Genomic DNA, 14,165 nt, shown 5'->3' with positions numbered 1-14,165 from the left:
TCCTCCGGTTTCATTTTCTTCTCATTATATCATTTTTTTCGTAGAGAGACTTTATAAGATTGAAAAGAAGGGCATTTTCTTGTACAATAGAAAGAACTTACTTTTTAATATGATAGATAGGAGAACCCATGAAAAAGATATTTTTTAGCATCTTATCTTTGATTCTGCTGACTTTTGGCGCCAGCCAGATTGTTCAGGCGGATGAATATCTTCGAATCGGAATGGAGGCGGCTTATGCCCCCTTTAACTGGACCCAAGACGATGATTCAAACGGGGCTGTCAAAATAGATGGCACCAACCAATATGCCAATGGCTACGATGTCCAAGTTGCAAAAAAAATCGCAAAGGAACTTGGAAAAAAGCCCCTTATTGTTAAAACATCTTGGAATGGATTAATTCCCGCTTTGACCTCTGGAAAGATCGATATGATTATTGCAGGTATGAGCCCAACTGAAGAGAGAAAGAAAGAAATTGCCTTTTCTAACAGTTACTATACCAGCGAACCAGTTGTTCTTGTCCAAAAGAACGGGGCTTACGCACAGGCCAAAACACTGGATGATTTTAAGGGAGCTAAAATCACCTCCCAACAAGGAGTTTACCTCTACAATCTGATTTCGCAACTCAAGGGAGCTAAACAAGAAACTGCAATGGGGGATTTTGCTCAAATGCGCCAAGCCCTTGAGTCCGGAGTGATAGATGGCTACATCTCTGAACGTCCAGAAGCTTTGACAGCAGAAGCCGCCAATTCATCCTTTAAGATGATTCAATTCAAAAAAGGCTTCGAGGTTGGAAAAGAAGATGCTTCCATTGCAATTGGGATGCAAAAAGACGATCAGCGGATGGCAAAAGTTAATGAAGCAATCTCTAAAATTAGCTCTCAAGACCAAGTGAAGTTAATGGATGAGATGATCAAGAAACAGCCTGTAGAAAAAACACCTGCCAAGGAAAAACAAAACTTCTTTAAAGAAGTCACAAAGATTTGGCAAGAAAACTGGCCTCAATTTCTTCGAGGCGCAGGCTTAACTTTACTCATCTCTATCACAGGAACCATCACAGGTTTATTGATTGGACTTCTAATTGGAGTTTTCCGTACGGCCCCAACATCAAAAAATAAAGCTCTTGCAATTTTACAAAAACTATTTGGCTGGTTCCTAAACGTCTACATCGAAATCTTCCGTGGTACACCAATGATTGTTCAATCCATGGTCATCTACTACGGTTCTGCCCAAGCCTTTGGCATTTCAATCGACAGAACAATCGCCGCTATCTTTATTGTTTCCATCAATACTGGTGCATACATGAGCGAGATCGTACGTGGAGGAATTTTCGCTGTTGATAAAGGTCAATTTGAAGCCGCTACTGCTCTTGGCATGACTCACGGACAAACCATGAGAAAAATCGTCCTACCACAGGTCATTCGCAACATTCTCCCGGCTACAGGGAATGAATTTGTCATCAATATTAAAGACACTTCCGTACTGAATGTTATTTCTGTAGTAGAGCTCTACTTCTCTGGAAATACCATAGCGACTCAAACCTACAAGTATTTCCAAACCTTCACCATCATCGCCGTTATATACTTTGTTCTGACATTTACTATAACCCGAATCCTTCGTTACGTTGAGCATCGTTTTGATACTGATAGCTACACCACCGGAGCCAATCAAATGCAGACGGGAGAATTGAAACCATGACAGAAACAATTTTAGAAATCAAACACTTGAAAAAATCCTACGGTGAAAATCAAGTCCTAAAAGACATTTCACTCACCGTACGCAAAGGGGAAGTTATTTCCATTATTGGAAGCTCCGGAAGCGGGAAATCAACCTTCCTTCGCTCTATCAACCTACTTGAAATACCTAGCGCTGGAGAAATCATTTACAAAGGTCAAAATGTCCTTGAACCAAATTATGATTTAACGCACTATCGTGAAAAATTAGGAATGGTTTTCCAATCTTTCAATCTATTTGAAAATCTAAATGTCTTAGAAAATACAATCGTTGCCCAAACGACTGTTCTCAAGCGCGAACGATCTGAAGCAGAGAAAATTGCCAAAGAAAACCTTGAAAAAGTAGGCATGGGCGAACAATACTGGCAAGCTAAACCCAAACAATTGTCCGGTGGTCAAAAGCAGCGTGTCGCTATCGCTCGCGCCTTATCCATGAATCCAGATGCTATTCTCTTTGATGAACCGACCTCTGCCTTGGACCCTGAAATGGTTGGCGAAGTCTTAAAGATCATGAAAGAATTGGCTCAAGAAGGCCTAACCATGATCGTCGTTACCCATGAAATGGAATTTGCTCGAGATGTCTCGCATCGAGTCATCTTTATGGACAAGGGAGTCATTGCTGAAGAAGGTAAACCTGAAATTATCTTTACTCAGCCAAAGGAAGAACGTACCAGAGAATTCCTTCAACGCTATCTTAAATAATCTTAACAAATACCTGTTGAGTACTAACTAACTGACCAACTAAAAAACACAGAATGGCTATCCGCCATTCTGTGTTTTTATTCATTTTTAAATCAAACTATTTAACTTTCAAATAACTTGCATTTTGAATATCTAATTTAAAGACAAAGCCATTCATTTTTAGACTTATTGGATAATTTCTCCAAACTTTTATCTACAAACAAACACATGCCCCTAAAAACAACTGTAGAAAAATGTTTGTTATTGTGTAAATAAACAAAGGAGTAGGCTATGCCTACTCATTATTTATCTTCATACTTATCGTGGTTTTTATCATAAAAGTCAATCAAACTAAGAGCTGTTTCAAATGAGATATTTTTAACTTGAGCACGACCTTGAGCTAGAGCAATAATAGACATTTCGCGGGCTGTTGTCTCTTTACTGATACGGTAACCTGTTAATTTTTTTTCACGAACCCAACCTACGACTGCTTCTACTTTTTCAAAACTTGTTTTTGCCATTTCGTTCTCCTATCTAATTATTATCGATATTTAATTCTAAAGCTTTTTAGTTGATTTGTCAATAAGAACAAGATAGTAAACGGAAATTAAATATTTCAGAATATTCTGAGAACTTTTACTTAGCTTTTAAGGCAGATAGAATTTGAGTCCTAATACTCTCAACTCCATCAGGATTTGCTGGCAGGAAGATTGTATTATTTCCCTGTTTATCTGCAAAATTATTCAGTGTATCAAGGTATTGGTTGGTCAACAAAATAGACATAATCTGTTCTTCCGTCAACTCTACATTAGCACCCTTCAACTCTTTAATAGAATCTGCCAAACCATCAACAATAGCCTTCCGTTGCTCAGCTATACCAACCCCGTGTAGACGATCTTTTTCAGCTTCAGCCTCAGCAGCAGTAACGATTTTGATCTTGTCTGCTTCAGCCAATTCTTGAGCAGCGACACGCTTTCTTTGAGCAGCATTGATTTCATTCATGGACTGCTTAACTTCTGCATCTGGTTCAACTTTTGTAATCAATGTTTTAACGATGATGTATCCATAAGTAGACATTTCTTCAGCCACTTGTTTTTGAACTTCAAGTGCGATTTCATCTTTCTTTTCAAAGAGCTCATCGAGGGTCAATTTAGGAACAGAAGAACGCAAAGCGTCTTCAATATATGACTTAATTTGTGACTCAGGACGCATCAGCTTGTAATAGGCATCTGTAACATTATTTTCATTTACTCGATACTGTGTCGCAACATTCATCGTAACAAATACATTATCTTGCGTTTTTGTTTCAACGACGATATCACTTTGTAACAAACGTAATTGAACACGCGCTGCAATTTTATCAATTCCAAAAGGAATACGGAAGTTCATACCACTTGAACTTGTCTTTTGGTAGCGACCAAAGCGTTCAATAATGGCAACGGATTGTTGTCTAACAACATAAATGGAACTTATTAGCAATAAAATAGCTAAAAAGATGACAACTAATAGAATAACAATTCCCATAATGTGCTTCTCCTTTTTGATCCAAAGGGATTTAAACTGTCCTGAAACGGCTTAAACTCTACCTTTTAAATCATGTTTTTATAGAATGTATTATAGCATAAGGCAAAAATGAGAGCAAAGAAAAATCAACAAAAAAGAAAAATATTTTCAAACTTATTTGGAAGCTCTCTTCCTTTTTTCTAATTAAAAAGAAAAGGCTTTTTCTTCAACAAAAAATCCTGTCAGCTATTCTCTGAACTTACAGGATTAGAGGATTTAACCTATTTACTTATATATATATATATATGTGTGTGTGTATATAACAGGGTTCAATTTCAAAAGGCTATTCATCTGACACCTTCTTTTTTAACCGAGATCTTATAACCAACCTTTCTCTTGCCCGATTCGGACTGCTTCGGTTCGATTTTCAGCATCTAGCTTGGTCAAAATAGCCGACATATAGTTACGAACCGTTCCATTTGACAGGAAGAGTTTTTCAGCAATTTCTTTATTGGACAGGCCAGTCGCTGCAGCTTGTAGGACTAGCCTCTCCTGCTGAGAGAGAGGGTTCCTGCTGGTCATCAGTACCTCCATCAATTCCGGCGAATATTCCTTTTGCCCATCTAGAACGGTATGGATGGTCTTCATCAAATCCGCAATGCTGCGTTCTTTGAGCACATAGGCATCTACATCCGCCTTAACAGCTCGCTCAAAGTAGCCCGGTCGCTTGAAGGTTGTGACGATGATGACCTTGATGTTGGGTCGATTGGCCTTGACCCATTCGAGAACATCTAGTCCAGTTTTGTTGGGCATTTCCACATCCAAAACTGCTACATCAAGATTTTCTGACTTGAGACAATCGATAGCTTTCTGCCCATCCTCTGCCTGATAGACTTCTTCAACATCTGGCTGCAACTGCAAGAGCTGAGCTAGAGCATCTCTCAGCATACTTTGATCTTCTGCTAACAAAAGTTTCATGCTTCCTTCCCTCCGTATGGTAATTCTATTCGAACTTGTGTCGGGTTCTTACTGCTAAGAATCTCGACCCTTCCTGACATAGTAACTAATCGCTCTCGAATGCTATGCAACTCCTGACCAGTTAGTTTTTGAAAACCATAACCATCATCTCGAATGTCCAAAACAAGTTTGTCGTCTTTCTTCACTAAAGAAAACCAGCTCTTTTTAGCTTGGGCATGCTTAATGATATTGGTCGCCGCCTCCAGTAAGATCATACTAATCGTTGACTGCTGACTCGGTGGAATACTAGCAACATTGAGTTGATTATCTATTTCTACCTGAATACCGCTCATCTCAAGCATAGCTCGAATGGTTACTAGTTCTTCATCCAGAGTTCGCTCCTTTAGATTATTTATAATCCGTCGAACATCAGCCATAGACTTCTTACTAATCTCTTGCACTTCCTGCAGTTCTTTTGCTGCCTTATCGTAAGCTTCCATCTGTAAAAACTGTTGAGCCAGCTCCGCTTTAACACTGAGCATGGCAAAGGTGTGTCCTAGACTATCATGTAAGTCTCGACCAATCCGATTGCGCTCATTTTCTGCCAGAAAAAGATTCAGTTGGGCATTTTGCTTGACCTTTTCTTCCTTGATTCGCTCCGTCATCTGAATCCGATGGAGACCAAAGGTCAAACCATCCGAAAAGAGAAAGGTTACAACAAAGAAAAGCAACTCCGCTGGACCAACATGACCCATCAAGTAATTAGTCATCACAATAATGGGCTGCAAGGCGATAAAGGTCAGAAAGCGCCAGGATTTAAAAGAAATATCATCCAGTTCGTAGATAAGCAGATTAGATAGATAAAAAATATACCAGGTAAAACCTGTATTTAGCCAGACAGAACCATAATATATGTAAGCAACTAAGAGCCACCAAGAAAAAAACTGGATAAGGCGATGGTTGCTCAACAAGACCGCATAGTAAGCAGCAACAAAAATAGCTGTCCAAAACAAGAGGAAAAGCGGGTATTCCCCGCTAATCACTCCCGCAACTGGAAAGATGATAAAGACCAGCGCAATATGAAACATATAGTGGACTTGTTTAAGTTTTTCCCACATGGTTTTATTTTACCTCAATTCGCTTTTTAAGTTGTAACACAAGAATGCTGACCAAAACCGTATAAATCAGAACAATCAAAGCTGCCTTGCCATTAAACTGATGGTGTTCTAGATAAGAAGACACGACCTGCATCAGTTGATAACTTGGTGTCAACTTACCAATTGGCTGGAGCCATTTTGGAAACATAGTCAGAGGGAACCATAGACCTCCTAGAACAGCCAGTGCCATATAGACGATATTGCCCACTACAGACATGAGCTGAGCACTTGGCAAGAGACTGACCAATACCCCCATGGCAATAAAGACCACACTTCCTACCAGAAGGATCAAGGCAATAAGAAGCCAGTCCACCATTGGTAGATTAACCCCGCGAACAAAATGCCCAATTGAGAAAACTACAATGATAGAAAGCATAAAAGTCAACAGCGTACTGCAAAGTTTTGATATATAGTATTTTACCATAGAAATTGGAGAGTGCTGAATCATTTTTTGCCAGTTATTATTTTTATCAGACTGTAAAGTGCTTGGAATGCTAAAGAAGGCACTAGACATGATACTAAAAAGAGTCATAGAGAAGAGGTAGCCTCGAAGCACAGGTTCAGGCGTATCACTTCCAGACATCATTCCTGAGAAAATCAGGTAAAAGACGCTGGGCAGACCAATAGACAAGAGATAATAAGCTGCCTGCCGCTTCATTAAAATCAACTCAACCTTCATAAGACTTGCCATATTTTTCATGATTACTCTCCTATTCTTGTGTCGTTTCAAAAATACTATCCAAGAGGGTACGGTTACGTACTTCAATCTCTTCGATTGTACAGCCGTGTTCCTGCAGGACTTGCCATACTTGACCAGCATCTCTAGTCGCAAAAGATAAAGCCTTTTGCTTGATTTCTAAATCAGTCACATTATCCAGTTTTTCCAGCACAGACTGATAAGTCAGCGGCAAGGTAAAGTGTTTTTCCTGCTCCTCACTGCGCATGGCATAAGGCGTCGTATCTCGAATCAACTCGCCCTTGTGTAGCACTAAAATCCGGTCAGCTGTATGCTCGACTTCTTCGATATAGTGAGAGGAATAAACGATGGTCACTCCCTGCTGCTTAAGCTGATTAACAATTTCCCAGAAATGCTGACGAGTGGAGGTGTCCATAGCTGAAGTTGGTTCGTCCAAGAACAGAATCTTAGGACGGCCAATCAGACTCAGAACAAAAGAGAAGAGACGCTTTTGTCCACCAGACAGCTTGCTGGCCAACTGATTCTTTTGCTTGTCTGTAAATTGCAGCAAGTCATCAATTTCTTGATTGGATAAACTATTTGGATAAATGGCTTGGAAGAACGTCAAGAGTTCCTTGACCTTCAAATCCTCCACCACTGTATTTTCTTGTGGTAAAATCGCTACCGATTGCTTGAGTTGGCTATCAGTTGGTTTGAGTCCCTGAATCCTTGCTTCACCCGCTGTCAGAAACTTATCGCCCAGCAAACAATCCATGAGAGTCGTTTTCCCTGCTCCGTTGGGACCAATCAAGGCCACACAGTCACCTTGAGAGATCTCAAACGAAATATCCTTTAAAATCTCCTTACCATGAATGCTTTTTGAAAGCTTCTTTACTTCAATCAGTTCCATTTTGCTCCTCCTTTGATTCGATAAAGCGCATGTGCATCTTTCCTTTATTTTTCCAAAACCGGAAGAAGAAAGACCAAATGCTTTTTGAATTCTTACAGCAACCTTTTATCATGTTGTTAACTATATTATAAGGGAAAGAAATTTTTCCTACTAGTTGATTTTGTCACCGTCTGACATGACAAATGTCATAACAAAAAAGACCGGAAATTTTCCGATCTTCTTTTTTAAGTATAAATTAGCAAGAAAGATTATTCTACACTAAAGAGGTATGGATAAACCGGTTGATTTCCTTGATGGATTTCAACTTCTACATCTTCATATTTTTCCATCAAGTCTTGAGCCAGGTTATTGGCCAAGTCTTCATCCCCTTCTTCACCAATGTAGATTGTAACAATTTCACTGTCCTCATCTAGCATCTTTTCAAAGGTTTGAGTCAAGGTCGCAAACATATCTGGATTAGATACGACGATTTTTCCGTCAACCATTCCTAGATTGTCATTTTTATGAATCTCAAGTCCATCAATCGTTGTATCACGGACAGCAGTCGTCACACTACCACTAATAACATCTGACAGAGAAGCTGTCATCCGATCATGATTTTCTTCAATTGATTTACTTTCGTCAAAGGCAAGTAAGCTTGTCAAACCTTGCGGAATTGTACGCGTTTCGATGACAGCTGCTGGTTGTTCCAAGACTTCTGCAGCTGACTGGGCAGCCATGAAGATATTCTTATTATTTGGCAAGATAATGATATTGCGAGCATTAACCTGCTCAACAGCCTTGATGAAATCTTCTGTCGACGGGTTCATCGTTTGACCACCAGAGATAATGTAGTCAACACCTTGAGCTTTAAAGATTTCTGCTAGTCCGTCACCCGCTACGACGGCAATGATAGCATATTCTTTTTCTTGAGCTGGTTTTGATGCATTTTCTTCTTTTTCAACTTGAGCTTCATGCTGGTTCCGCATGTTATCCACTTTCACCTTGACTAGGCTACCATACTTAAGTCCTTCTTGCATAACAAGACCTGGATCTTCTGTATGAACATGGACTTTTACAATTTCATCATCATTAACGACCAACAAAGAATCCCCAAGCTCGTTTAGGTAGTTACGGAATTCATCATAGTCAAAGTCTTTCACATAAGTTGGCCCTTGCTTCAAAGCAACCATAATTTCTGTACAATAGCCAAACTTAATGTCTTCGGTCGCAACATGACCTGCAACAGACTTGTGGTGCTCCGCATTGATCATTTCGCTCATAGTAGCAGGAGTTGCCTGGAAGTCCTCCGAAGCAATGTACTCACCAGTCAAAGCAGACAAGAAACCTTCATAAATGAAAACCAAACCTTGACCACCTGAATCCACAACACCAACTTCTTTTAAAACTGGTAACATATCTGGAGTTTTTGCCAAAGCGGTCTTAGCACCTTCAAGAGCTGCCTTCATAACTTCAACAGCATCATCCGATTCTTCTGCTTTTTTCTTGGCTCCGATTGCTGCACCACGAGAAACCGTCAAAATAGTTCCTTCAACCGGCTTCATGACTGCCTTATATGCAACTTCTACACCTGCCTGAAAAGCATGCGCCAAATCATGTCCGTCTAATTCCTCTTTTTCTTTCACACTTTGTGAAAAACCACGGAAGAGTTGAGAGGTGATAACCCCAGAGTTTCCACGAGCACCCATCAAGAGGCCTTTGGCAAAAATACTTGCTACTTCACCTACTGAAGAAGCAGATTTACTAGAAACTTCCTTTGCACCATTTTCAATAGTCATTCCCATATTGGTCCCTGTATCACCATCTGGAACAGGAAAGACATTTAAAGAATTCACATATTCGGCTTGTTTATTCAGACGAGTTGATGCTGCCTGCACCATTTCTTGAAATAAACTAGTTGTAATATTTGTCACGATTATTCTCCTACGACCTTGATATTTTGAATATAGACATTCACCGTTTGTGCTGTGATGCCTAGTTGATTTTCTAAACTAAACTTCACGCGCTCCTGAATGTTTTTTGAAACTTCACTAATCTTTGTTCCGTAACTAAGTACTGCAAAAACATCAACTGCAATGCTTCCTTCTTCTGTAGTTCTTACAACAACACCTTTTGAGTAATTCTCTTTACCTAAAAGAGCTTGGAAGTTGTCTTTAATTGCATTTTTGCTAGCCATACCCACTACACCAAAAATCTCAGTCGCTGCTCCGCCAACAATTGTTGCAATGACGTCATCAGTCAGCTCGATTTGGCCATCTTTTGTATTGATTTTTACAGTCATGACATGTACCTCGATAGTTTTTATAGTTTATTTTACCATATTTTAGACAAGCTGTAAAAGAGAAGGACGGGAATAACTTAGAAAATCAATAATTAGCATAGTAAAATATATCCAAACCTTCCTCATTTACAATTCCAAAGAAAAAGAGCCTTATAGGCTCCTTTACCTTATTAATTAAACGCGTTCAACTTTACCTGATTTAAGGGCACGAGCTGAAGCCCAAACTTTTTTAGGTTTACCGTCGATCAAAACAGTAACTTTTTGAAGATTTGGTTTAACAGCGCGTTTTGTTTGGTTCATCGCGTGAGAGCGGTTGTTTCCTGATACAGTCTTACGACCAGTAAAGTAACATACTTTAGCCATTATCGTGTTTCCTCCTATTAGATCTAATATTACGGATGTGCTAGCACCACATACCTTCCTATATTACCAAAAAACTTGACGTTTGACAAGTACATTTCTCCAAACTTTCGAAATTAATCCGTTTTCTTAAATATATATAATCTTTAAAGACCCAAAAGCAACGTCACCTCTGACATATAAAGTCTTTTCTTTCTCGTTGACATTGCGAGGATTAGTAACAGAACCAAAGGCGTTATCCACCTCAATTTCTACTCGCCACTTACTTGGAACATACAGAGTCACGTTACCAAAAGATAAGTCTACCTCGAAGGTTGCAGACTCTCCCAAAATAGTCGCATTATCAAAATATACAGAAGCACTGCCAAAAGAACAATCTATTTTTTCATATGTAAAATTCTCTGAATGAATATAGCGCGTCCCAGTTCCAAATGCTATTTCGCCTTCTTTAGTAGACAAGGCTTTTTCCTTCCAAAAACGACTAGATGGCCAAATCGTCTTAGGTTTTAGAATTAAGCTTAAACCAATACAAGCTAAAACACTAGCAGCAAACAAGGTACCACTAGAAATTTGCAAGAAGTGGTAATGACTATTTGCAATGACTAAAGCAATGTAACCAAATATAAAGCCAGCAGCCATATTTCGCTTCAAAAAGTTCTCAATTGAAAAATAAGCAAAGCCAGCAATCACTGCAAGAGTCCAAATATTAATATTCAAATAAGGAAATCCAAACTGCCCCTGGAATAAAACCAATGCTGCTAGTCCAAGGAAGAGAATTCCAATCAATGTTTTTTTCATAATATTTACCTCGTTTCGTTTAACTTTTCTTTTAAAATTTGATAATAGTGTCGGGAAACGTGCACTTGTTTATGTGTGTCATAAAATTGGATAGTACTGGTTCCCGAAAATGATTTATCCAAAGCGTAAATAGCCTTGGCATTGGCAATAGTAGACTTTGAAATGCGACAGAAATATGCCGGAAGTCTCTCTTCTAATTCGTATAGCTTCAATTTGACTTCATAAGCATCATCCCTACTATGAGCATAAATTTTAGTGCCATCTGTTTCAAAAAATAAAATATTCTTCAAATCGACAAAATATTCACTTGTATCCTTATAGAAAGCTATCGGTTGACGGTTGGCTTGTTCAAGAGCTGCTTGAATACGAGCCACCTCTTCACCATATTGAGCCGTTCGGATAACGACTTCAGTTTCTGCCATATCTGTATCAAGCTCAATCCTAATCTTCATAGCCACTCCTTTCCTTGCTTCTGACTTCATTATAACAATTTTCAAAAAAGAAACAAGGCATTTTCAGTAAGTGGTTATTTTTGATAACTAAGTGGTTGCTTACCCTTCTCAAAAAATGTTAAGCAAATTTGATTTCTCATCCTAGACTCTCCAATAGATTCGTTTAGTATAAAAGCACTACTTACATTTATTGAATATCTGTCTTATTTTATGATCAAACGAATTTGAAAACTTTTTTCCTTCTGATATAATAGTACTTCAGGAGGTACTATATGTCTAAACAAAAAATTAATCGCTTTGTCGGATCTATTGGAGCTTTTATTGGGATTCTTGTCTTTATTGCATATATTCCACAAATTATCGCTAACTTGCAAGGAGAAAAAGCTCAACCATTCCAACCACTATTCGCAGCAGTTTCTTGTTTAATTTGGGTAATCTATGGTTGGACCAAAGAACCTAAAAAAGACTGGATCCTTATCATTCCCAATGCGGCGGGAGTGATATTAGGCGGTCTAACTTTTCTTACTTCTTTATAAAAATTATATAAACAAAACCAGCAACCCATGAAAAAGTTGCTGGTTTTCTTTCTGCCGATTGCAAGCATTCTAGTTGTTTGGACGAACTAAACTCAACAATAATATGCCGAATTTAAAGCTAATTTAACTAAATTAGATTTCATATACAAATAGACTAAAATTCAATTTGGTACAAATTTGGTACAAATAAAACTTTTCGTAAAACCTGGTTTGGAAAGTATGAGTTTTAATTGGATTAAAAACAGCGTAATATCAAGGCTTTTCAGAATGATATCTACTGATTAATTTCATAAAATTTGAATCAATATTTTTTAAATAGGGGAATAGTTTAGTTCTGTAAGTATTAAAATAATACACCTACAAAGCTTATTATATCAGATTTCCCCGTTTTAGAAAAATAAATAGAGATTAAAACAATATCTAGATTTTCCAAAAATTCTTTGTCAAAACTCATGAAAAGGAATTCAACTATCCATATCATCTAAGGAGGATAGTCAAGACAACGGTATGAAACATACTAAGATTAGTAGTGAAGAAATCTCCGACGCGAGAGAGTACTCACTACTTTTTCTTTATGTTAAAGTAGTGGTGTCTTGTAAAGTCGTAGTGCTCTATGGCGCTAGACGTCGTTTGACAAACTGGCAAGACACCTTGTTTTAGGTGGAGTTTGATCAAAGTATGTGGGACGCTAAACGTCGCGTATTGAAAATAAAATCATTAAAACATGGAATTATTCAAGACAAAAGAGGTAATGTCATGCGTGCAGTATTTGGAATTGATGTCAGTAAAACAAGTTCTGAGGTGGCCATTTTAGTCAACGGTGAGAAGGTTCATGGCTACACCATACTCAATGATGCCATTGGATTCAATCGCCTGTTGGGGGACTTGAAAACTGTTCATAACCCTAAGATTATATTTGAGGCTACAGGCGTCTATTCTCGACGTCTTCAAGCCTTTCTTGAGGAATATAGTTACGCTTACACACGGCTAAATCCACTGGAAGCTAAGAAGCAATTGGACAGTCTGCGAGTTCGTAAAACAGATAAAATTGACGCTGAAAAGCTGGCTAAATCTTAGCTTGTGCACAATCGTAAACCAACTTACGTGCAGGAAGAAGTTTATCAACACCTGCGTGATTTAAGCCGTTTCTATCAAAATATGACAGAAGATCTTGTTCGAACTAAAAACCGTCTACACAAGGTCCTACAAGTCACATTTCCTGAATTGGAAAATCTATTATCCACACCTACTGAAGAGCAATATTGGAACTTAGTGATGGCTTTTCCGTGCAAAGAGTTTGTATTAAGCCTATCTCAAAGTAACTTGTGTGAGATTATCCGTCAATCTACCTCCAAACGCATCTCTGAAAAGCGTATTGCTTACCTGACTGATAAACTTATAAAACTCGCTAAACAATCTTTTTGTGCGGTCAAGAAAACCTCTCCAATGCTTGAAGAGGTTCGTTACTATGCTCAAGAATTGCTTCGTCTTTCTGAACGCAGACAAGTTATCTTAAACGACATGGTAGCTCTAGCTCAGCCTTTACCAGAGTATGACATCTTACGGTCAATTCCTGGCATCGCAGAAACCACAGCGACATCTATCATTGGCGAATTGGGAGATATTCGTCGCTTTCAGTCTACCAATCAAATCAACGCTTTTATTGGCATTGACCTGAGACACTATGAATCTGGGAACTTTCTCGCCAAGGAACACATCACTAAGCAAGGTAATCCCTATGCCAAAAAAATCTTATTCAAGTGCATTCACAACATAGCTTCAACTAGTCATACCAATCCCTGCCATATCGCTGACTTTTATGAGAAACGAAAAAGACAATCGACAATAGCTTCAACTAAGCCACATACGATTGCCTCTATACATCGTCTCATTCGAACAATGTATTACTTCATAACGCATAACAAACTTTACGATTACTCTTTGACCCAAAATCGATAAGGCTGTCTATGCCGTATTATTGTAACCCCTTGTTTCAAAAAATACCAGATGAGGTGTTTTTTTAGCATGCCCATTTATAGATTAAAAAGTGTTAAAAATAAGACAGTAACCTCAGAATAGATACTGTCTTATCTCTTTTTTTACTTAAAGCCTTGATAGACTTGAC

At 38.5% G+C, this 14,165-nt stretch carries 14 protein-coding genes and 1 pseudogene; 4 read left to right on the top strand and 11 right to left on the bottom strand.

Translation table 11 applies throughout. The features are described from left to right. Positions 1-128 precede the first annotated feature (128 nt). The gene (locus O3640_RS08435) at positions 129-1,694 is read left to right on the top strand and encodes an ABC transporter substrate-binding protein/permease (protein ID WP_125377247.1); all 1,566 of its coding nucleotides are present in this window, start codon (positions 129-131) and stop codon (positions 1,692-1,694) included. Beyond that, positions 1,691-2,431: an amino acid ABC transporter ATP-binding protein gene (locus O3640_RS08430; protein ID WP_223350239.1), complete on the top strand. Its 741-nt coding sequence runs from the start codon at positions 1,691-1,693 to the stop codon at positions 2,429-2,431. Before O3640_RS08435 ends, O3640_RS08430 begins: the two co-directional genes overlap by 4 nt. Before the next feature lie 281 nt (positions 2,432-2,712). Here the strand turns inward: O3640_RS08430 and O3640_RS08425 are convergent, their stop codons facing one another. The 11 genes from O3640_RS08425 to O3640_RS08375 form a co-directional block, all read right to left on the bottom strand. Beyond that, complete coding sequence (locus O3640_RS08425; protein WP_008809641.1) at positions 2,713-2,931, bottom strand: hypothetical protein; 219 nt, start codon at positions 2,929-2,931, stop codon at positions 2,713-2,715. Positions 2,932-3,046: 115 nt separating this feature from the next. Then, a complete protein-coding gene (locus O3640_RS08420; protein WP_008809642.1) occupies positions 3,047-3,934 on the bottom strand; it encodes an SPFH domain-containing protein in 888 nt (295 codons plus the stop codon). Between the two features lie 357 nt (positions 3,935-4,291). Beyond that, positions 4,292-4,891 carry a response regulator transcription factor gene (locus O3640_RS08415; RefSeq protein ID WP_045773602.1) on the bottom strand — a complete coding sequence of 200 codons (600 nt, stop codon included), beginning with the start codon at positions 4,889-4,891 and terminating at the stop codon, positions 4,292-4,294. Beyond that, positions 4,888-5,988, bottom strand: a complete 1,101-nt coding sequence (locus O3640_RS08410; RefSeq protein ID WP_045773601.1) for a sensor histidine kinase — start codon at positions 5,986-5,988, stop codon at positions 4,888-4,890. The genes O3640_RS08415 and O3640_RS08410 overlap by 4 nt, the downstream gene beginning before the upstream one ends. Positions 5,989-5,992: 4 nt before the next feature. Continuing rightward, positions 5,993-6,727: an ABC transporter permease gene (locus O3640_RS08405; RefSeq protein ID WP_045773600.1), complete on the bottom strand. Its 735-nt coding sequence runs from the start codon at positions 6,725-6,727 to the stop codon at positions 5,993-5,995. Between the two features lie 10 nt (positions 6,728-6,737). Further along, positions 6,738-7,613: an ABC transporter ATP-binding protein gene (locus tag O3640_RS08400; RefSeq protein ID WP_045773599.1), complete on the bottom strand. Its 876-nt coding sequence runs from the start codon at positions 7,611-7,613 to the stop codon at positions 6,738-6,740. A gap of 248 nt (positions 7,614-7,861) precedes the next feature. Further along, a complete protein-coding gene (locus O3640_RS08395) occupies positions 7,862-9,526 on the bottom strand; it encodes a DAK2 domain-containing protein (protein ID WP_268723260.1) in 1,665 nt (554 codons plus the stop codon). Positions 9,527-9,528: 2 nt separating this feature from the next. Continuing rightward, positions 9,529-9,894: an Asp23/Gls24 family envelope stress response protein gene (locus O3640_RS08390; protein WP_008809648.1), complete on the bottom strand. Its 366-nt coding sequence runs from the start codon at positions 9,892-9,894 to the stop codon at positions 9,529-9,531. Positions 9,895-10,068: 174 nt separating this feature from the next. Continuing rightward, positions 10,069-10,257, bottom strand: a complete 189-nt coding sequence (gene rpmB / locus O3640_RS08385; protein WP_001140948.1) for a 50S ribosomal protein L28 — start codon at positions 10,255-10,257, stop codon at positions 10,069-10,071. A 126-nt stretch (positions 10,258-10,383) separates the two neighbouring features. Beyond that, positions 10,384-11,052: a membrane protein gene (locus O3640_RS08380; RefSeq protein ID WP_045634056.1), complete on the bottom strand. Its 669-nt coding sequence runs from the start codon at positions 11,050-11,052 to the stop codon at positions 10,384-10,386. Between the two features lie 5 nt (positions 11,053-11,057). After that, on the bottom strand, positions 11,058-11,504 hold the full coding sequence (locus tag O3640_RS08375; protein WP_045504207.1) for a LytTR family DNA-binding domain-containing protein: 447 nt from the start codon (positions 11,502-11,504) through the stop codon (positions 11,058-11,060). A 272-nt stretch (positions 11,505-11,776) separates the two neighbouring features. Between O3640_RS08375 and O3640_RS08370 the strand changes: the two genes are divergently transcribed. Beyond that, positions 11,777-12,040, top strand: coding sequence for a SemiSWEET family transporter (locus O3640_RS08370; RefSeq protein ID WP_002902394.1), 264 nt, complete (start codon positions 11,777-11,779; stop codon positions 12,038-12,040). Between the two features lie 756 nt (positions 12,041-12,796). After that, a pseudogene (locus tag O3640_RS08365) lies at positions 12,797-13,999 on the top strand (IS110 family transposase). Positions 14,000-14,165 lie beyond the last annotated feature (166 nt).

It is taken from the genome of Streptococcus sp. 27098_8_75, from assembly GCF_041432475.1.
In the GTDB taxonomy this organism is placed as follows: domain Bacteria; phylum Bacillota; class Bacilli; order Lactobacillales; family Streptococcaceae; genus Streptococcus; species Streptococcus gordonii.
Note: the sequence above shows the minus strand (reverse complement) of the source record. Positions and strands in the feature narration are given on the sequence as shown.

Excerpts from the sequence above, each read along its gene's own strand:
- O3640_RS08435 (WP_125377247.1), top strand. The coding sequence starts at position 129 with ATGAAAAAGATATTTTTTAGCATCTTATCTTTGATTCTGCTGACTTTT.
- O3640_RS08430 (WP_223350239.1), top strand. The coding sequence starts at position 1,691 with ATGACAGAAACAATTTTAGAAATCAAACACTTGAAAAAATCCTACGGT.
- O3640_RS08425 (WP_008809641.1), bottom strand. The coding sequence starts at position 2,931 with ATGGCAAAAACAAGTTTTGAAAAAGTAGAAGCAGTCGTAGGTTGGGTT.
- O3640_RS08420 (WP_008809642.1), bottom strand. The coding sequence starts at position 3,934 with ATGGGAATTGTTATTCTATTAGTTGTCATCTTTTTAGCTATTTTATTG.
- O3640_RS08415 (WP_045773602.1), bottom strand. The coding sequence starts at position 4,891 with ATGAAACTTTTGTTAGCAGAAGATCAAAGTATGCTGAGAGATGCTCTA.
- O3640_RS08410 (WP_045773601.1), bottom strand. The coding sequence starts at position 5,988 with ATGTGGGAAAAACTTAAACAAGTCCACTATATGTTTCATATTGCGCTG.
- O3640_RS08405 (WP_045773600.1), bottom strand. The coding sequence starts at position 6,727 with ATGAAAAATATGGCAAGTCTTATGAAGGTTGAGTTGATTTTAATGAAG.
- O3640_RS08400 (WP_045773599.1), bottom strand. The coding sequence starts at position 7,613 with ATGGAACTGATTGAAGTAAAGAAGCTTTCAAAAAGCATTCATGGTAAG.
- O3640_RS08390 (WP_008809648.1), bottom strand. The coding sequence starts at position 9,894 with ATGACTGTAAAAATCAATACAAAAGATGGCCAAATCGAGCTGACTGAT.
- rpmB (WP_001140948.1), bottom strand. The coding sequence starts at position 10,257 with ATGGCTAAAGTATGTTACTTTACTGGTCGTAAGACTGTATCAGGAAAC.
- O3640_RS08380 (WP_045634056.1), bottom strand. The coding sequence starts at position 11,052 with ATGAAAAAAACATTGATTGGAATTCTCTTCCTTGGACTAGCAGCATTG.
- O3640_RS08375 (WP_045504207.1), bottom strand. The coding sequence starts at position 11,504 with ATGAAGATTAGGATTGAGCTTGATACAGATATGGCAGAAACTGAAGTC.
- O3640_RS08370 (WP_002902394.1), top strand. The coding sequence starts at position 11,777 with ATGTCTAAACAAAAAATTAATCGCTTTGTCGGATCTATTGGAGCTTTT.